The organism is Limnohabitans sp. 63ED37-2 (genome assembly GCF_001412535.1).
Lineage (GTDB): Bacteria > Pseudomonadota > Gammaproteobacteria > Burkholderiales > Burkholderiaceae_C > Limnohabitans_A.
The window spans coordinates 2,179,212-2,198,062 of the sequence record NZ_CP011774.1 but is presented as its reverse complement, the minus strand read 5'-3'; the positions used below and the strand labels follow the sequence as shown (position 1 = coordinate 2,198,062).

General features: G+C 56.0%; 16 protein-coding genes. 12 read left to right on the top strand and 4 right to left on the bottom strand.

Going from position 1 to position 18,851, the window contains the following annotated elements:
- Positions 1-29: 29 nt before the first annotated feature.
- Positions 30-305, bottom strand: coding sequence for a hypothetical protein (locus tag L63ED372_RS10450; protein WP_062405906.1), 276 nt, complete (start codon positions 303-305; stop codon positions 30-32).
- 166 nt (positions 306-471) lie between these two features.
- Between L63ED372_RS10450 and L63ED372_RS10445 the strand changes: the two genes are divergently transcribed.
- Positions 472-1,620 (top strand): MGDG synthase family glycosyltransferase, encoded by a 1,149-nt coding sequence (locus L63ED372_RS10445; RefSeq protein WP_062405905.1) that lies wholly within the window; start codon positions 472-474, stop codon positions 1,618-1,620.
- An 81-nt stretch (positions 1,621-1,701) separates the two neighbouring features.
- On the opposite strand, the gene L63ED372_RS10440 is transcribed toward L63ED372_RS10445, so the two are convergent.
- On the bottom strand, positions 1,702-3,408 hold the full coding sequence (locus L63ED372_RS10440; RefSeq protein WP_062405904.1) for an alkaline phosphatase D family protein: 1,707 nt from the start codon (positions 3,406-3,408) through the stop codon (positions 1,702-1,704).
- A gap of 219 nt (positions 3,409-3,627) precedes the next feature.
- Here L63ED372_RS10440 and L63ED372_RS10435 point away from each other — a divergent pair, with 219 nt between their 5' ends.
- From L63ED372_RS10435 to lplT, 10 genes are all read left to right on the top strand, one after another.
- Complete coding sequence (locus L63ED372_RS10435; RefSeq protein ID WP_197275260.1) at positions 3,628-5,649, top strand: bifunctional metallophosphatase/5'-nucleotidase; 2,022 nt, start codon at positions 3,628-3,630, stop codon at positions 5,647-5,649.
- 293 nt (positions 5,650-5,942) lie between these two features.
- Positions 5,943-6,962 carry a phosphate ABC transporter substrate-binding protein PstS gene (gene pstS / locus L63ED372_RS10430; RefSeq protein ID WP_156343615.1) on the top strand — a complete coding sequence of 340 codons (1,020 nt, stop codon included), beginning with the start codon at positions 5,943-5,945 and terminating at the stop codon, positions 6,960-6,962.
- Between the two features lie 91 nt (positions 6,963-7,053).
- Complete coding sequence (gene pstC / locus L63ED372_RS10425; protein ID WP_231624481.1) at positions 7,054-8,031, top strand: phosphate ABC transporter permease subunit PstC; 978 nt, start codon at positions 7,054-7,056, stop codon at positions 8,029-8,031.
- A gap of 7 nt (positions 8,032-8,038) precedes the next feature.
- On the top strand, positions 8,039-8,893 hold the full coding sequence (pstA, locus tag L63ED372_RS10420) for a phosphate ABC transporter permease PstA (RefSeq protein ID WP_082431790.1): 855 nt from the start codon (positions 8,039-8,041) through the stop codon (positions 8,891-8,893).
- A 54-nt stretch (positions 8,894-8,947) separates the two neighbouring features.
- Positions 8,948-9,721 (top strand): phosphate ABC transporter ATP-binding protein PstB, encoded by a 774-nt coding sequence (gene pstB / locus L63ED372_RS10415; protein WP_062405900.1) that lies wholly within the window; start codon positions 8,948-8,950, stop codon positions 9,719-9,721.
- A gap of 13 nt (positions 9,722-9,734) precedes the next feature.
- Positions 9,735-10,433: a phosphate signaling complex protein PhoU gene (gene phoU / locus L63ED372_RS10410; RefSeq protein ID WP_062405899.1), complete on the top strand. Its 699-nt coding sequence runs from the start codon at positions 9,735-9,737 to the stop codon at positions 10,431-10,433.
- Positions 10,430-11,125, top strand: coding sequence for a phosphate regulon transcriptional regulator PhoB (phoB, locus tag L63ED372_RS10405; RefSeq protein ID WP_062405898.1), 696 nt, complete (start codon positions 10,430-10,432; stop codon positions 11,123-11,125). Before phoU ends, phoB begins: the two co-directional genes overlap by 4 nt.
- 13 nt (positions 11,126-11,138) lie before the next feature.
- Complete coding sequence (phoR, locus tag L63ED372_RS10400) at positions 11,139-12,473, top strand: phosphate regulon sensor histidine kinase PhoR (RefSeq protein ID WP_062405897.1); 1,335 nt, start codon at positions 11,139-11,141, stop codon at positions 12,471-12,473.
- A 99-nt stretch (positions 12,474-12,572) separates the two neighbouring features.
- Positions 12,573-14,006, top strand: coding sequence for a UDP-glucose dehydrogenase family protein (locus L63ED372_RS10395; RefSeq protein WP_062405896.1), 1,434 nt, complete (start codon positions 12,573-12,575; stop codon positions 14,004-14,006).
- Positions 13,999-15,240 carry a lysophospholipid transporter LplT gene (gene lplT / locus L63ED372_RS10390; protein ID WP_062405895.1) on the top strand — a complete coding sequence of 414 codons (1,242 nt, stop codon included), beginning with the start codon at positions 13,999-14,001 and terminating at the stop codon, positions 15,238-15,240. Before L63ED372_RS10395 ends, lplT begins: the two co-directional genes overlap by 8 nt.
- Here lplT and L63ED372_RS10385 read toward each other — a convergent pair.
- The gene (locus L63ED372_RS10385; RefSeq protein ID WP_062405894.1) at positions 15,226-16,431 is read right to left on the bottom strand and encodes a glycosyltransferase family 4 protein; all 1,206 of its coding nucleotides are present in this window, start codon (positions 16,429-16,431) and stop codon (positions 15,226-15,228) included. The two genes, lplT and L63ED372_RS10385, sit on opposite strands and share 15 nt — an antisense overlap.
- Before the next feature lie 107 nt (positions 16,432-16,538).
- On the opposite strand from L63ED372_RS10385, the gene L63ED372_RS10380 reads away from it, so the two are divergent.
- Positions 16,539-17,147, top strand: coding sequence for a hypothetical protein (locus L63ED372_RS10380; RefSeq protein WP_156343614.1), 609 nt, complete (start codon positions 16,539-16,541; stop codon positions 17,145-17,147).
- 47 nt (positions 17,148-17,194) lie between these two features.
- Here L63ED372_RS10380 and L63ED372_RS10375 read toward each other — a convergent pair whose 3' ends face one another.
- Positions 17,195-18,826 carry an aminotransferase class III-fold pyridoxal phosphate-dependent enzyme gene (locus tag L63ED372_RS10375; RefSeq protein WP_231624480.1) on the bottom strand — a complete coding sequence of 544 codons (1,632 nt, stop codon included), beginning with the start codon at positions 18,824-18,826 and terminating at the stop codon, positions 17,195-17,197.
- Positions 18,827-18,851 lie beyond the last annotated feature (25 nt).

The following is an 18,851-nucleotide window of genomic DNA, read 5'->3' as shown; positions in this document are numbered from 1 at the left end:
AAATCCTGACTTGAAAAAATCGACGGGCCTCAAGCCTTGGGCTTGCTCGACTTGGGCTGGTTCAACTGCAGGGCTTGCATGGCCACATCGAATGTTTTGGCTTTGCCCATGTAATAACGGTCCAGCCGCCACTCTTGCAAGATGTCCATGGCCAACTGGAAATCTGAGGTGCCCAGTTCATACAGATCCTTGAGTGAGAAATCCACTTCGTCGACCAAGGAAGAAATCAATCGGGCAAAAATCTGAGCCGTGGGATTTAAGGGCTCGTGGGCAATGAGCTGACGGACTTTTTTGATGGCACGCATGATGAAATTCAAAAATCTTGATTGTGGGTGTGATGGATTCCTTTTTATGTGAAATTTTTGTGAACAAGATATGGCAATTGCAATTCAAATTCCGAATTTTTTCCTGTGATGAAAAGGACGGGCATGGTCATGTCGGTGTCATTCGCATCGGTCAAGCTACAAGGCCATGGCACACGATGTACAGCTCATTTATTTCAACGCCGGAGGCGGGCACCGTTCTGCCGCACTCGCACTCCAAGAAGTCATCGCCCAAGCGCAGCCCGACTGGGCTGTCACGCTGGTGAACCTGTTTGAAGTCATTGACTCAGACCGCTATTACCAAAAATTGACAGGCTTTGCGCCTGAAGATCTTTACAACATGAGACTCAAACGGGGGTGGACACGGGGCCTGGCCACCGAACTCAAGCTGTTTCAGGCCATGATTCGGCTGACACTGCCCACGCTCAAAAAGAAGATGAGATCGTTCTGGCGCAATACCCAGCCTCATTTGGTGGTCTCGTTGGTGCCCAATTTCAACAAGGTCATGTACGAGGCCTTGCGTGACGAGTTGCCGGGTGTTCCCTATGTCACGGTCCTCACCGACATGGCCGATTACCCCCCTAACTTTTGGATAGAGCCCAATCAAGGTCAGTACATCATCTGCGGCACAGAGTTTGCGGCATCACAGGCGGCAAGCCAGGGTTATGACGCCGCATCCATCATCCAGACCTCTGGCATGATTTTGCGCCCCAGCTTCTATCGCAAGTCTTGTGTGGACAAGGGTCAGCGCTTCGTTGAACTGGGCTTGGATCCCAATCGGCCCACGGGTTTGGTTCTGTTTGGTGGGCATGGCTCCAATGACATGCTCAAAATTGCCAAGGCCTTGCCAGATCGGCAATTGATTTTTGTGGCAGGGCACAACAACACCTTGGCTCAGAAAATGGCTGCTCAATCACCGTCTATGTACCACCTTGTGTTGGGCTTCACCAAAGACATCGATCAGTTCATGCAGCTGTGCGACTATTTTGTGGGCAAGCCTGGCCCGGGCAGTTTGAGTGAAGCGGTACACATGGGGCTGCCGGTCATCACCTTCCGCAATGCCGCCACCATGCCGCAAGAACGCTACAACACGACCTGGGTTGAAGAGAACCAGTTGGGCAAGGTCATCGGCTCGGTCAGTGAACTGCCTGGTGTGGTCGAAGCTGTTCTGGATGATTTGACCCGCTACCAAAAACATGTCCAAGAAATCAACAACCAAGCGGTTTTTGAGGTCGTGGCATCTTTGGCGCAAATCATGCCTAAACAAACACCCAAATCAGCACTCCAAACAAGTTGATCTCCTGCGCAGGCCGTTTGCGACAAGCCCCATAAAAAAGTCAGGCACCCATGGGCGCATGACCTGTCGGGTGTGCGTGACTCAAGCCTGCTGGGTGCGTGTGTTGCCCAGAACGCTGGTGTAAGCCCTGCTGCTGATGGTGTCCACAAAGAACCATTCGCCCTTGGCTTCGGCCGCAGAGAAGCTCATTTTCAGAAACCCCCGCTTGGAAGCATCCATCCAATTGAGGTCATCGACCACGCCTTCAAAAATGCCTTTGATCTGTGCCGGGCTCAAAGTCACCAAATAGTTTTCAAGGCCTGGTGAGCTGACCGACGAAGTGGCGAACTCTTCACCCACCTTGGTGCCAGCCAAGCGAGGATCGGCCAGGCCCATCAGGGTCAGATCACTGTGCCAGGCGTTGTGGGTGTCGCCAGCCAGTACCACCAGGCGTTTTTGCAATTGGTAGGCCGTCATGAGCAAGGTTTCGCGGGCGACCACATAACCATCCCATGCGTCCAGGTTGTATCCCAGTTTGGGATTGAGTGTGGTGTCCATCAAAGCAGCTTGGGCGGGTGTGCGTGCGCCAGTCGGTGTGGCTTTGGCGGTCAGGTAATCGGTCACGGCTTTTTGTCCAGCCTGCTGAGCAGCTGGAGACAAGTCTGAAGGGTTCAGTGCCGCCAACACCGAGACTGGAAACTCCATGCGTCCCATGAGCACTTGCTGTCCCAGCACTTGCCAACGCGCAGTGCTGGCAGCCAACTGGCCTTGCAACCATTGCATTTGTTCGGTGCCCAGCATTTGGCGCGTGGGTGAGGAAAATGCGCTCAGTGCTGCGTTTCGCGCGGCAGGACCCGCAGCCCCCGCCAGTTCGCCAATCTCAATTTGTGCATCACGGCCGATCAAGCGCGTGTCCAGCATGTGCAGACTCACCAGGTTGCCAAAGTTGAAGCTGCGGTAAATTTTGGTTTTATCCGTTCCGGTCCTGATGGGCATCCACTCGTGATAAGCCTGCAAAGCGGCAGCCTTGCGGTCAGCCCAGGCGCCCTCTGTGGCTGTGGTGTGGTTTTCTGCACCATCTTTGAAGGCGTCGTTGGCGATTTCATGGTCATCCCAAACCGCGATCATGGGTTTGAGCGCATGCAGGTTCTTGCTGTCGGGATCGCTCTTGTATTGGGCATGGCGGGCGCGGTAATCGGCCAAGGTGCGCAACTCGGTGCCTGGCAATGACACACGGCCCAATGCGGCCGCCGACGATGAGGCGTAACCATCTGCTGCATATTCGTAGATGTAGTCGCCCAAATGCAGGGCAAACTCAGCATCGCTTTTGGCCACTTCGGCATACACATTGAAGAATCCGGTGGGGAAGTTGGTACAGCTCATGACGGCCAATTTGAGGCTCTCTGCCGTTTGAGGCAAGGTGCGTGTTTGCCCCACGGGTGAGTGGTTGCCACCTTGGCTGAAGCGGTAAAAATAAGCAGTACCCGCTTGGAGTCCACTGGCATCGACTTTGGCGGTGAAACCTGTGGCCAATGAGGCCACTGCCGAACCTTCGTTGACCACTTGCGTGAATCCGGCATCTTTGGAAACCTGGTAACGCAATGAGACATCTGCATCGATGCCCGGAAATTTGGCGTGTGTCCAAAGGATCACTTTGTCAGCCAGTGGATCGCCACTGGCGACCCCAAAGTTGAATTCTGCTTGGGCTTTGTCACCGCCACAAGCAGACAAGCCCGCGCCTGTGGCCAGAACAGCGGAAACACTGGCGATGCGCACGACAAATTCGCGGCGTGATGTGGATGTGGTCACTGAAAACTCCTGTGGGTTAGATGGATAAAACAAGGGTAATTTGCAGGGTCTGAGTGATGCTGATATGACAAATCAATTAAAAATTTGTGCGCATCTAAAAAATCATCATTCTTGATTTGGTGGATTTGACTTTTCAAACATACGTCATCAATTTTTCATTTCGATGTCACATGGGGTGGCTAACTTCAAAGAGATCAATCACCCATGAAAGTCACTGATATGAAACAACTTCTGACTCGAAGACTCCTGATCGCCACGGTGGCTTCTGCGCTCATGCTCAGCGCTTGCGGCGGCACGAGCAATGCAGCACCTGAAGCGGCCTTCACCCTGCAGCTGTTGCACATCTCGGATGCCGATGGCTCCGACAGCACGGCTCTCAACAGCGTGGCGAATTTGTCAGGCCTCATCAACAAATTTCGCGCTCAGTACCCCCAGCAAACTCTCACGGTCAGTTCGGGTGACAACTACATCCCTGGGCCACGTTTTAATGCGGCCAACGACACCAGTTTGAGTGCCGCACTGGGTGTGGCCGAAGTGGGGCGTGCTGACATTGCATTCTTGAACGCGATGGGCGTTCAGGCCTCTGCCATCGGAAACCATGAGTTGGATTTGGGCACCAAGCAGTTTGCTGACATGATCAAACCCAGTGGCGCATGGTCGGGTGCTCGTTTTCCTTATCTGGCCTACAACGTTGACTTTGCAGCGGACTCTGAAGTGGCTGCTCTCAAGTTGGCCAACGGTGGTAAGGCGCAAGAGCAATCTGGCAAGTTGACCGGCTGGACGGTGGTGGACGTTGGCGGTCAAAAAATTGGCGTCATCGGTGCCAGCTCACCCGTGTTTGCCAACATCACCTCCCCCGGAAAACTGCAGTTCACACCCGTGCTGACCAGCAGCGAAGTGGATGTGGCCGGACTGGCGGCGACCATCCAAAAAGGGGTGGACGAGATGACCGCAGCGGGCATCAACAAGGTGGTGCTGTTGGCCCACATGCAAACCTTGGCCATTGAAAAAGCCTTGGCACAGCGTTTGAAAAATGTGGACATCATCGTCGCCGGGGGCTCCAACACGTTGCTGTCCGATGCCAACGATGTACTGCGCACAGGTGACAAATCCGCAGGTGATTACCCCTATGAAACCAAAGACGCAGCGGGCCAGCCGACGGTGGTGGTGAACGTGGATGCCGACTACAAATACCTCGGGCGCTTTATGGCGCCGTTTGACGACAAAGGTGTCCTGATCCCGCAGCGTTTTGACAGCAAGCTCTCCGGTGCTTGGATGACCAGCGAGAGTGACGACAGCGCAGGGGGTGTGACCGTATCAGGCCTGGTCACCCAAGTGCGTGACGCCATCAAGGCCGTGCTCAAGTCCAAGGACGGCAACGTCTTTGGAAAAACCTCTGAATTTCTGGAAGGCCGCCGCGCTGCCGTGCGCAACGAGGAAACGAACTTCGGTAACCTAACGGCCGATGCCAACCTTTGGTATGCCCGATTGTTGGACCCGACGGTCCAAATTTCCCTGAAAAATGGTGGCGGTATCCGGTCTGAAATTGGTGAAGTTCTGGCCATGCCAGGCGCCACTGCTGCGGCTGTTCTGACCGCACCCAAAGCCAACGCAGAAGCCAATCGTCAGTCGGGTGAAATTTCTCAATTGGCGGTGGAAACGGCTTTGAAGTTCAACAACAAGTTGTGGACCTTTGACGTCACGGCCGCACAACTCAAGTCCTTGCTGGAGCATGGCGTGGCGGTCTTGGGCAGCCAGGGCCGCTTCCCCCAGGTGGGTGGCATGAGCTTCAGTTATGACCCAAGCCGCACAGCGCAAGCGTTGGATGCCAATTTTGCCGTCACTACAGCGGGTGAGCGCATTCGTTCGCTCAAGGTGGGCAGCGATGTGGTGGTGCAAAACGGGGTGCTGGTGGGCAATGCGCAGCGCACCTTCCGCCTGGTGACGCTGAACTTCCTGGCCGAGGGCACGAGCACGGCTGCCGGCGGTGGTGATGGTTACCCCTTCCCAGCCACGGCCGATTTTGTGAATCTGACCAAGTTGGATGCCGCCATGACCGCCACGACAGGCGGAGGTGTTGCCAGCACCAGCACAGCTTTGTTGGGCAGCGAACAAGACGCCTTCATGAAGTTCATGAAGAGCCAATTTGGCAGCTCAGCCTTTGGCGTGAAAGACACACCAGCTGCGCAAGACCTGCGCATTCAGAACCTGAGTCAGCGATCGGACACGGTTTTGAACTGAATGGGTGTGCTGCTACCGAAGAAGCCAAGATGTCGTCTAAAGCCATGTTTCATGGTCAGAAGTATGTACTGACATATGACTGACAAAAAGAGCGGCCACCCAATTGCGGTGGTCGTTCTTTTGGTAACCGTGAATCCTCAAAAGGCCAATAACCTTTCGCTGGATCAAAAAACAGCCTTTTTTAAATTGGATTTTTGACACAAGACTGTCACAATTAACCGTTAAATTCGTATCAGTTCCCAAGGCAAGATGACTTGGGCGGACTTGACCCCACCCCTGAATCAGGAGTTGACATGATGAAATTGAAATCTTTTGTAGCTGCTATTGGCTTGAGTGCTGTTGCAGCCGTCAGCTTTGCCGCTGACATCACTGGCGCTGGCGCCACTTTCCCATTTCCTGTGTATGCCAAGTGGGCTGAAGCCTACAAAGCCGCCACAGGCACCGGCATGAACTACCAATCCATCGGTTCCTCCGGTGGCATTCGCCAAATCCGCGCCAAAACCGTGACTTTCGGTGCCACTGACGCCCCAGTTTCCGGTGCTGACTTGGACAAAGATGGCATGGTCCAGTTCCCGGCCATCATCGGCGGCACTGTGCCTGTGATCAACTTGGACGGCTTCAAGCCTGGGGAGTTGCGCGTGACAGGCCCCGTGTTGGCCGAAATGTTCATGGGCAAGATCAGCAAGTGGAACGACCCCAAGTTTGCTGCTTTGAACCCCGGTAAAAACCTGCCCAACGAAATCATCACCGTGGTGCACCGCGCTGACGGTTCCGGCACCACGTTCAACTGGACCGACTACCTGACTGCTATCAGCAAAGAGTGGGCTGACACCGTGGGCAAGGGCGCTGCCGTCAAGTGGCCAGCGCCAACATCGGTGGGCGGCAAGGGCAACGAAGGTGTTGCAGCCAACGTGAACCGTGTCAAAGGCTCGATCGGTTACGTGGAATACGCCTACGTCAAAAAGAACAACATGAATTTCATGCAAGTTCAAAACGCCAATGGCAAATACGTCAGCCCCGATGACTTGACTTTTGCTGCCGCCGCAGCCGGTGCAGACTGGTTCAGCGTGCCAGGCATGGGCGTGTCGATGGTCAATGCCAAAGGCGACAACAGCTGGCCCATCAGCACGGCTTCTTTCATCTTGATGTACAAAAACCCTGCCGACAAAGCCGCTTCTGCCGAAGCCCTGAAGTTCTTCGACTGGTCCTTCAAGAACGGCAAGAAAATGGCCGCCGACTTGGACTATGTGGCCTTGCCTGACAGCCTGACCAACGAGATCCGCGCCAAAGTCTGGTCGCAAATCCAAAAGTAATCCAGACTCAGGTCTGCCATCCGTCGGTTGTCATTCGGTGACCGACGGATTTATTGTTTAAATCCTTGCTCTTTGTTTGATGGGTCAAGACATGCAATCACCCCTCTCCAGCGTGGACAAAAACAGCCAAATGCTGGCTGTTGTCAAGCGCCAGCGGCTGCAAGACGTGTTGTTTCACCGCCTGACGCAGTTGTTCTCTTTGTTGGTTCTGGTGGCCTTGGCTGGGATCATCGTGTCCTTGTTCATCAACGCCTGGCCCACCTTTGCCAAGTTCGGTGCGCGTTTCATTTGGTACGTGGAATGGGACATCATCAACGAAGAGTTTGGTGCGGCCATCGCCATTGTGGGCACCATTGCCAGCGCTGGCATTGCCATGTTGGTGGCGGTTCCTTTGGCCTTTGGCATTGCCGTGTTCCTGACCGAGACTTGCCCTGTTTGGTTGCGCCGTCCATTGGGCACGGCCATTGAGTTGTTGGCCGCGGTGCCGTCCATCATTTACGGCATGTTTGGCCTGTTTGTGTTTGCGCCCTTGTTTGCCGATTACGTTCAGGTGCCGCTGCGCGAGGTCTTGAGTGGTATGCCTTTGATCGGGTTTTTGTTTGGTGGTGCCCCGAACGGCATGGGCATCTTGGCCGCTGGCATTGTGCTGGCTTTTATGGTGTTGCCTTTTGTGGCTGCTGTGATGCGTGATGTGTTCGAAATCACGCCGCCCATCCTGCGCGAATCGGCCTATGGTTTGGGCTGCACCACCTGGGAAGTGGTTCGCAAGATCGTGTTGCCTTACACCCAAAAAGGGGTCATTGGCGGCATCATGCTCGGCCTCGGTCGCGCCTTGGGCGAGACCATGGCGGTGACCTTTGTGATTGGTAATGCCAACCGCATGCCCACTTCGCTGTTCTCTCCAGGCACTTCGATTGCCTCGACCTTGGCCAATGAATTTGGCGAGGCTGCAGATTTCCACATGTCTTCTTTGTTTGCGCTCGGCTTCCTGCTGTTTGTGATCACATTTGTGGTGCTGGCCCTGGCCAAAATCATGATCAATCGGGCTGAAAAAGCCAAGGGGTTCTGACATGTCGATGAACATGAATCAAGCGCTTTACCGTCGTCGTCGCATGGCCAATGCTTGGGGCATGGTCACCTCCATGCTCGCCATGGGATTGGGTTTGACCGTGCTGATGTGGATTTTGGTTGTTTTGTTTACCAACGGTTTTGCTGCCTTGGACTGGAACATCTTGACCAAGGACACGCCTGCGCCAGGCACCGATGGCGGGGGCTTGCGCAATGCCATTGTGGGCAGTTTGATGATGGTGGGCTTGTCGGTGTTGGTGGCGACGCCAGTGGGCATCTTGGCGGGTATTTACCTCACCGAATACGGTGACCAAAGCAAAACCGCTGAGCTGACCCGTTTTGTGACCGACATCATGTTGTCGGCACCATCGATCGTGATCGGTTTGTTTGTGTACGCCATCGCCGTGGCAACCTTGGGTGGCTTCTCTGGCTACGCAGGCAGCTTGGCGCTGGCGCTGATTGCTGTGCCTGTGGTCATGCGGACCACGGAAAACATGCTTCGCCTGGTGCCCGGCAGCTTGCGCGAGGCGGCTTTTGCGCTAGGAGCGCCGCGTTGGAAAGTATCGCTGTCGGTCACGCTTCGCGCAGCTAAAAGCGGTGTGATCACCGGTGTTTTGTTGGCCATCGCCCGTATCAGCGGTGAGACAGCGCCTTTGTTGTTCACCGCATTGAGTAACCAGTTCTACAACGATGACATGAGCAAGCCCATGGCCAATTTGCCGGTCGTGATTTTCCAATTTGCCATGAGTCCTTATGACAACTGGATTCGTCTGGCTTGGGGTGGGGCACTCTTGATCACCATGACGGTACTGGTTTTGAATATCTTGGCCCGTGTGTTTTTCAGAGACAAACAGTCGGCCTGAGGCTGATGGTTTCGAATTCCACGACCTTCTCTTTTTGTACACACAGGAATCAACATGCCTGACAAGACACCGACTCAAAACGCCCTCGAAGTGCGCAATCTGGACTTTTATTACGGCAAATTCAAAGGCCTGAAAAACGTCAATCTGAACATCGCCGAGCACCGCGTCACGGCCTTTATTGGCCCGTCCGGTTGCGGCAAGTCCACCTTGTTGCGCACGCTCAACCGCATGTACAGCCTCTACCCCGGCCAGCGAGCCGAAGGCGAGATCAACTTTTATGGCCAGAACATTCTGGACAAAGGCCAAGACCTGAACTTGCTGCGTGCGCAAATTGGCATGGTGTTCCAAAAGCCCACGCCGTTCCCCATGTCCATTTACGACAACATTGCTTTTGGCGTGCGTTTGTACGAGAACCTGAGCCGCTCGGACATGGATGAGCGCGTGGAGTCTGCCCTCACCAAAGCGGCCATCTGGAACGAAGTCAAAGACAAGCTGGGCCAAAGCGGTTTGTCGCTCTCGGGTGGTCAGCAGCAGCGCCTGTGCATTGCCCGCACGGTGGCGGTGAAGCCTAAAGTCATTTTGTTGGACGAACCCACCTCGGCTTTGGACCCCATCTCGACCGCCAAAGTCGAAGAGTTGGTGAGTGAGTTGAAAAAGGAATACACCGTAGCCATCGTGACACACAACATGCAGCAAGCTGCGCGTGTGTCCGACTTCACGGCTTACATGTACTTGGGCGAGTTGGTCGAATTTGGTCAGACCGAGCAGATTTTCATGAAGCCCGCCAAACAAGAAACCGAAGACTACATCACCGGCCGTTTCGGCTGATCAGGAGACCTCCATGGACAAGCACATTTCAAGTCAATTTGATGCCGAACTCACCGGCGTTTCTTCCCGCGTTCTGGAGCTCGGTGGCCTGGTTGAATCACAAACCCGCCATGCCGTGTATGCGCTGGCCCAGTTCAGCTCCGAAGTGGCCGATCAAGTGGTGGCCACCGAAAAACAGGTCAACGCCTTGGAGGTCGAAATCGATGCCGAATTGGCCTCGATCATCGCCCGCCGCCAGCCCACCGCACGCGATCTGCGTTTGCTCATGGCCATCTCCAAAATCACCGGCAACTTGGAGCGTGCTGGTGATGAGGCCGAGCGGATTGCCCGCATGGTCAAGCTGATCTTGGAGCAGGGCAGTCCACGCAATTTGCCATCGTCCGAATTGCGGGTCGCGGCCGATCTGGCCACCGGCTTGCTGCGCAAAGCACTCGATGCCTTTGCCCGCCTGGATGTGAACACCGCGCTGGTGATCTTGAAAGAGGACGACTTGATCGACGCCGAGTTCAACGGCTTTGTGCGCAAGCTGGTCACCTACATGATGGAAGACCCCCGCACGATCTCGGCCAGCCTGGACTTGCTGTTTGTGGCCAAGGCCATCGAGCGCATTGGTGACCATGCCAAGAACATCGCCGAGTTTGTGATCTATGTGGTCAAAGGGGCCGACGTGCGCCACACCGCCTTGACCGAGATTGAAAAAGCGGTCCAATGAGAACCATTCCTCGCATCCTGATCGTCGAGGATGAACCGGCGATTGCCGAGCTGATTGCGGTGAACCTTCGGCACAACGGCTTTCAGCCGGTCTGGGCCATCGATGCTGAAACGGCCCAGCGTGAGCTGGACGAAATCCTGCCCGATGTGATCTTGCTCGATTGGATGCTGCCGGGCGAGAGTGGTCTGGCCTTGGCCCGCAAGTGGCGTGCCACGGCTCGCACCAAGACCGTGCCCATTCTGATGCTGACGGCGAGAGGTGACGAGGCGGACCGTGTGGCTGGCCTGGATGCCGGGGCTGACGATTACATCGTCAAACCTTTCTCCCCACGCGAGCTGCTGGCCCGCATCCGTGCGGTGCTGCGCCGCCGCGTGCCCGAGGCTTCGGGGGGTGTGGTCAAAATGGGTGAGTTGCAGCTCGATGCCGACACACACCGTGTCAATTTGGCCGACAAGCCTCTGAAGGTGGGTCCCACCGAGTTCAAGCTCTTGCACTACCTGATGCGCCACCCCGAGCGGGTGCACAGCCGGGGGGCCTTGCTCGACAAGGTTTGGGGCGACCACGTCTACATCGAAGAGCGCACAGTGGATGTGCACGTCAAACGCCTGCGCGAGTCGCTGGGCGAGGCGGGCAATATGATTGAGACCGTGCGCGGCGCGGGCTACCGTTTCACCCCCACGCCCTCTGTTTGAAGTCAGGTCAAGCATGTTTTTTTGGCTTCTCGAAATGCTCTTTTGGGTGGGCTTGGCGGGAACACCTGGCTGGTTTTTGGGCGGCCCCTTCGGGGCTGTGCTGGGTGCGCTCATCGCTGTGTTCATCTATGCCGCCACACTGCTGTGGAAGCTGGACCGGCTTGAGCGCTGGCTGAGTGCGCCGGTTTTGCGCCAAGACCCACCGTGGCACGGTGTATGGCGCGAAATTTCTGTGCGTGTGCAACGCATGCTGCGTCAGCAGGAAAAGCTGGCGGCTGTGCACCAAAAACAGCTGCAGGATTTTTTGCAGGCGATTCAGGCTTCGCCCAATGGCGTGATCTTGCTGGACGAGCAAGCCCGCATCGAATGGTGCAACGACACCGCTGCGGCCCACTTGGGCTTGGACGCTCAAAGGGATCGTTTGCAGCACGTCGTCCATCTGGTACGCGACCCGGTGTTTGCACGTTATTTCGCGCAGGACGAACACACATCGGAAGCGGTCATTGAGGGCCGCGCCAGCTCGGTGGTGAACCGCCAAAAACTGTCGGTGCAGTTGCACGCCTATGGAGAAGGACGTTCGCTGCTGTTGACGCGAGACATCACAGCCCTTGCGCAGGCCGATGCCATGCGCCGTGATTTTGTGGCCAACGTCTCGCACGAAATCCGCACGCCTTTGACGGTGCTCAGTGGCTTTGTGGAAACCCTGCAGTCCATTCCCTTGGGTGCCGAGGAAACTCAGCAATACTTGCACCTCATGTCGGCGCAATCGGACCGCATGCAGTCCTTGGTGGCCGATTTGTTGATGTTGTCGCAACTCGAAGGCAGCCAGTTGCCCAGCACGCAAGAAAAAGTTTCTTTGGCGGCTTTGATGCTGCAAGTGACCACCGAAGCGCAGGCGTTTTCGGACTGGATGGCCAACAAAGGCCAGGGGCCTGTGCACCAGTTGGAATTTGCGCCTGTACCCGATGTGTATGTGATGGGTACTCGCTCGGAGTTGTTGAGCGCAGTATCTAACCTGGTCAGTAATGCCATTCGATACACGCCTTTGGGTGGTCGCATCCAGATCCATTGGTCGAGCAGCCCCGAGGGCCTGATGTTCATCGTCAAGGACTCGGGCCCTGGCATTGCGGCTGAGCACTTGCCGCGTTTGGCCGAGCGCTTTTACCGCGTGGACCGCAGCCGGTCCAGAGAAACCGGTGGCACGGGCTTGGGCTTGGCCATCACGAAACACGTCATGCAGCGCCACGGCGGCGAATTGCGTATCGAGAGTGTTGTGGGTCAGGGCTCCACCTTCAGGTTGGTGTTCCCACAAAGCCGAGTGGTGGGTGAATCAACACCAGCGGCTTGACTGACGCAGGCCGCAAATCTTGTCGTGATTTCTTCATGAAAATGACACGCTCGATTCACGTTTGAAGTGGAACATGCTGAGCAAACTTGGAGGTTTGCCATGCGTGTCACAGTCATCGGTTCGGGTTACGTCGGTTTGGTCACAGGCGCATGCTTGTCGGACCTGGGTTTCAAGGTGGTGTGCCTGGACAAGGACGAGGAAAAAATCCGCGCCTTGCAAGAAGGAGAAGTGCCTATTTACGAGCCTGGCCTCAAAGAACTGCTCAATCGCAACCGTGCCGATGGGCGAATTCGTTTCACCACCGATGCTTGTGAGGCCGTAGAGCACGGTGACATCCTCTTCATCGCTGTGGGCACGCCCCCCGCAGAAGATGGTTCGGCCGACTTGGGGCACGTTTTGTCTGTGGCGGCCACCATTGGCCGGCACCTGAAGGGTTTCAAGTTGGTGGTTAATAAATCCACCGTGCCGGTGGGAACGGCCGACAAGGTGCGTGCGGCGATTTCGCACGAGTTGGTGCACCGGGGCATGTCGCCAGATTTGTTTGATGTTGTGTCCAATCCGGAGTTCCTCAAAGAAGGGGCGGCGATTGACGATTTCATGCGACCTGACCGCATTGTGGTGGGCGTGGATGAGGGGCCGCACCATGCCCGCAGCCGCCGCATGATGGGTGATTTGTACGCCAGCTTCAACCGCCACCATGCCCGAACCGTGTGGATGGATGTGCGCAGTGCCGAGTTGACCAAATACGCCGCTAACGCCATGTTGGCCGCACGCATCTCGTTCATGAATGAAATGGCCAATTTGGCCGATGTGTTGGGGGCCGATGTGGACCACATCCGCCGGGGTATCGGCGCTGACAGCCGAATTGGACACAGCTTTTTGTATGCGGGTTGTGGTTATGGCGGAAGCTGTTTCCCCAAGGACACGCAGGCCTTGGTGAACACCGCCAAGGCCCATGGGCACAGCATGGCAGTGGTCAGTGCCACAGAACTGGTCAATGAGCGCCAGAAAATGATTTTGGTGGACCGCTTGACCCAGCACATGGGTCAGGACCTGACGGGCCGAAAAATCGCTGTTTGGGGCCTGGCATTTAAACCCAATACCGATGACATGCGCGAGGCACCCAGCCGTGTGGTCATTCGTCAATTGTTGTTGCGTGGTGCACACGTCAGTGCCTTTGACCCTGTGGCCGGTCCTCAGGCTTTGGAAGCCTTGCATCTGGACATGAGCCAAGAAGCGCATCTGTTGGGGCGTTTTGAATTGGCCGCTTCAGACATGCAGGCCTTGGAGGGGGCTGATGCCTTGATGGTGTTGACCGAGTGGAAGAATTTCCACAACCCTGATTTCGAGGCCATGAAGGCGGTGATGCGCAAGCCCTTCATTTTGGATGGTCGCAACCTCTACAACCCTGAGGCTCTGAGTGAATTGGGCATGGCTTACCAAGGTGTGGGCCGGCGCAATGATTTGGCTCAGTTGATGGATTTCGGGGCACCGGTTGGTGCAGCAACTGCGTCTGAATGGATGAATGCCTAAAGGCTTTGCCTTTTTGATACTGGCCCAGTTTTTCAGTGGGCTGGCAGACAACGCCTTTTTGCTGCTGGGCATTTTTTTCTTGCACGAGCAAGGCTATCCTGCTTGGTGGGCACCGGTGTTGAAAATGGCTTTCACGGTGTCCTATGTGGTGCTGGCCAGCCTGGTGGGTCCTGTGGCCGATGCGTTTCAAAAGCGCCATGTCATGTTGGCCATGAACCTGCTCAAGTTATTGGCAGTTGTCTTGCTTTGGACAGGGGCACACCCCATGCTGGCTTTTGCTCTGACAGGCTTTGCAGCTTCGGTTTACGCCCCTGCGAAATACGGCTTGCTCACTGAAACGGTCCCGGTTTCAGGTTTGGTCAAGGCCAATGCTTTCCTGGAAGTGTCGGTTGTCTTGTCTGTTTTGTGGGGTGTTGTCTTGGGTGGTTGGCTGATGGGTGCAGGGTCTTTCGGTTGGGAGGGGGCTACAGCTGTATTGAGTTTGCCCTTGAACAGTTGGCTGGTAGCAACCCAAATCGGCATGGGTTTGGGCGTGATCTGCTTGTTGTATGTGCTCTCAGCTGTCCTCAACCTGGGCATGTATGCCTTGCGCTCGCCTGCTCATCCAGCTTGGGCATGGTCAGATCTGCGTTGGTCGGCCTTTTGGAACAACCATTTGAAGTTGTGGCGTGATCCCTTGGGGGGTGTTTCCTTGCGGGTCACCACCTTGAGTTGGGGCGCGGGCGCTGCGTTGCAGTTTGTGGTGCTGGTGTGGGCGCAGTCTCAAGCAGGTTTGACGCTCCAACACGGCGCATATTTGCAAGGCCTTGTGGCTTTGGGTGTCATCGGTGGGGCGGCCATGGCGGCATTGCGCAGCCGAATTTTTCGTGCCCGCAAGCAGATGGTGTGGGCCGTGGTGCTGGCTTGTTTGATGCCGGCTTTGGCCCTCACGCAAAGCCTGTGGCTGGCCGTGCCCATGTTGCTGGTCGCCGGTTGGGCCGGGGGGATGTTGTTGGTCCCCATGAACGCTTTGCTGCAACACCGTGGCCTCAAGATCATGCCCCCTGGCCGATCGATTGCCGTGCAAGGTTTCAACGAGAACCTGAGTGTCTTGGTGGTGTTGGGTATTTACAGTGTGTTGGTGGCCTGGGAGTGGCCTTTGTTGGCCGTCATGCTGTGTTTGTCATTGCCTTTGTGGTTGGCTGTTTGGCCATGGCGACACAAGTCAATAACGCCGGACTCAACGCTCAACTGACTCCGTTGACAAGACCCTTCGGAACATGTTTTCCACTTGGGTGGCGATGCTGGACCACTCCCATTTTTGAATGCTGCTGGCTGCGTTCTGTTGTGCCGCTCTCAAAGTCGACGCATTTTGGGTGATGGCCAAAGCACGCAAAACAAAACGTTGGGCGTCTTCGCCAGGAACGAGCCAACCGTTGTGCTCGTCTTTGATGACTTCTTTGGCGGCAGCACAATCAAAGGCTAGGACTGGGGTGCCGCTGGCCAGTGCTTCCAAGGTCACATTGCCAAATGTTTCGGTCAAGCTGGGAAAGACAAACAGATCGGCACTGGCGTAAGCCACGGCCAGTTGTGAATGTGTGGCCATGCCCATAAAAATCGCGTCCGGGCAGTCGGCCTGCAGTTTGGCGCGGTAAGGGCCATCGCCGCAGAAAACAAGCCGGACTGGGCGCTTGTTTTGCTTCAAAACTTGGTAGGTGTTGACCGTCAAGTCCAGATTTTTCTCAGCCGCCAAGCGCCCCACCGACAAGATGACCACCGTTTTGTCATCCACTTGCCATTGGCTGCGCAAGCTGGGACTGCGTTTGTTAGGGGTAAAAAGCTGGGTGTCCACGCCGCGTGCCACCACCTGGAGGTTGTTGAACCCCAAGAGTTTGAGCTGGTCGTGCATGGCCTGGGTGGGCACCATGGTGCACAAGGTGCGGTTGTGAAATTTGCGCAAGTACGCCACGATGGGTTTTTGCAACCAACCGACGCCATAGTGTTTGCTGTAGCTTTGGAAATTGGTTCTGAAGTCAGAGGTGACGGGCAAACGCAAGACCCGGGCCGCTTGCAGGGCGGACCAGCCCAATGGCCCCTCGGTGGCGATGTGCACCAAGTCAGGCCTTTGTTGGGTCCAGGCCTGTATCAAGGACTTCTTGCTGGGAAAACCCAGCTTGAGCTGTGGATAGCGAGGGATGGGCATGCCTTTGAGCAGCAGCTCACTCCAGCCTTCACGATGGCTTTCGGTTTCGTGGCGGTCTTGTCGTGGACGGATGAGCTGGATGGTGTGTTGGCGTTGACTCAGCTCCTGGATCAAACGCGACAGGGTCAGTGCAACGCCATTGACCTCGGGTGGCCAGGTTTCAGTCACCACCGCAATGCGCAAGGGGGCATTGGCGGGAACGATGTTTTCGACCAGATAGGACGCGTTGTCTGATTCAAGCATGGCCCTATCGTGAACGCAGCTTTTAACAGTTTGATGACAAAAGCCATGTCATTGTTTTTTCACACGAATTGTTGATGATCTTCACACATTCAACTAGTGAGGTGCTTGTGAAAGATTTCTTGAAAGCTTTGGAAGTTCAGCGTTGGGACGATCACCGTTACTACCACCATTGCCGCATCAACCAGTCCTTGCATTTGCTCAGTGCCTCGGCTTTTGTGGTGGCCTACGGAATGCTGTGGATCGACCCGGCCATGGCGGCTTTGTTGGCCTGGATGGTGTCCATGACCTCCCGACAAGCCGGTCACTTTTTCTTTGAGCCCTTGGGTTATGACCATGTCAACGAGGCCACCAATGACTTCAAAGAAGAGATCAAGGTGGGCTACAACTTGCGCCGCAAGGTGGTGTTGCTGAGTGTCTGGGCCGTGTTGCCTTTGGCCATTTTCATGAACCCCGGCTTCATGGGATTGCTGCCTGTGCATGAGACCTGGTTTGAATTTTTACGTGCCGTGGGTTATGCCTGGCTTTACCTGGGTGTGGCGGCCTTGCTGTTTCGCACAGTGCATTTGTTTTTTCTGCAAGACGTGCAAACCGGTTTGGTGTGGATGACCAAGATCATCACCGATCCCTTCCACGACATTTACCTTTACCACAAGGCACCTTGGCAGTTGTTGCGAGGCGAGCGCTTCGCCGACAGCAAGCTTCACGCGGGTCGCTGAAAGTTCAAAACCCGGTTCACTTCAAAGAGGTGAACCGGGCTGAGTTGTCAGCGAAACAGCGTTTCTTTCAGGATGCGGCGTCGGATGGACTTGTTGGTGATCTCTGGTGCATGCCACCACCAGCCGTCTTGGCGCATTTGCTGGGCCGCCAGCACAAACTTCTGCAGCACCGATTCAAAGTCGGCATCGCTGTAGTTGAGACTGAAGATCAAACGGCCCGTCCCCACCCAACTGAGCGCCAATCCATGCAGCCTGAGGTAGTACTGCAGCATCCAGTTGTACCGGCTGGGCTGCGTGTAAAAGAGTGTCCAGACGCTCGACATGTTGGCTGCCTGCAAGGGCAGTTCATGCGCTTGCATGGTGCTGTTGAACAGCGCGGCACGGGCGTTCCAGCGTTCATCCAGGCCCTGGTAAATGGCTTGGACTTCAGGGGTTTCCAACTGCTCCAAAAATGCCGACATGGCGCCCATGACGGCAGGGTGCGCGTTGAAGGTGCCTCGTGCAAAGCAAATGTCAGCAGGGCGTTTTTCATCGAAGCGGCGCATCCATTCGCGCTTGCCACAAACCACACCCACCGGAAAACCACCCCCCAGTGTTTTGCCATAGGTGACCAAGTCGGCCTGTACGCCAAAGTAGGCTTGTGCGCCGCCTGCTGCCAACCTGAAGCCCAAAAAGACTTCGTCAAAAATCAGGGCAATGCCGCGTTCGGTGCAGACTTGGCGCAAGGCTTGGAGCCAAGCGGTGTAGGCCGCGCGGTCGTAAGCGGCGCGGCGGCTGCTGTCGACCAAGGTCGAGTCGCCCGGCGCATTGGTGTTGGTGTGCAAGGCCTGCAAGGGGTTGATCAGCACACAGGCGATGTCCTTGCGGCTGCGCAACACTTGCAAGCTGCGCTCACTCATATCACTCAGGGTGTAGGTCTCGCGCGGGGGCATGGGGTTGCCGGGACCGGGTTGCACGTCTTCCCACCAGCCGTGATAAGCCCCGCAAAAACGCACAATGTTTTTGCGGCGTGTGTGGTAGCGGGCCAGCCGCACGGCCTGCATCACGGCTTCGGTGCCCGACATATGGAACGACACCTCGTCCAATCCGGAAATGGCTTTGAGGCGGTTGGCATTGTCAGCCACCACAGGGTGGTAAGAGCCCAGAACTGGCCCCAGCGCTTGCGTGCGGGCCATGCCCTCGGCCATGGTGCGTTTGTAAAAATCGGCACCGAACACGTTCACGCCATAAGAGCCGGTGAGGTCGTAAAACTTTTGGCCGTCGAGGTCTGTGACATGCACGCCTTGGGCCGACTGCCAAAACGAGCCGACTTTCAGGTGCTCGCGCACCACCGGGCTGAACTGGAAGGGCACGCGGTAGGCCGAGACAAATTGCATGTCCGAGATGTTCTCGCGTGCAGCAGCAGTGGCCTCGATGCTCAGACGATGCCGCGTTTGCAGCGTGTTGGCCAAAGTAAAAAATGCCGCACGGCGTTGCGCCTGAATGTCGCTCGGAGCGCCATCACAGCCAAAAAACTCAGCCTCGTCGAAGCTGTAACCCGGCAGCCAGCGGGCCAGTCGCTTGGCCATGCGCGAGTGGCCTGCCAAAGAGCGGTGTTTGGCCCGGGAGAGTTGAATGCGCCGATGCAGGCTCGGGGCCAAAGCGGCCAGGACGCCCAAACTGATCCAAGTGGGGTTCACTGCAATTTCCTTGTGACAACAAAAT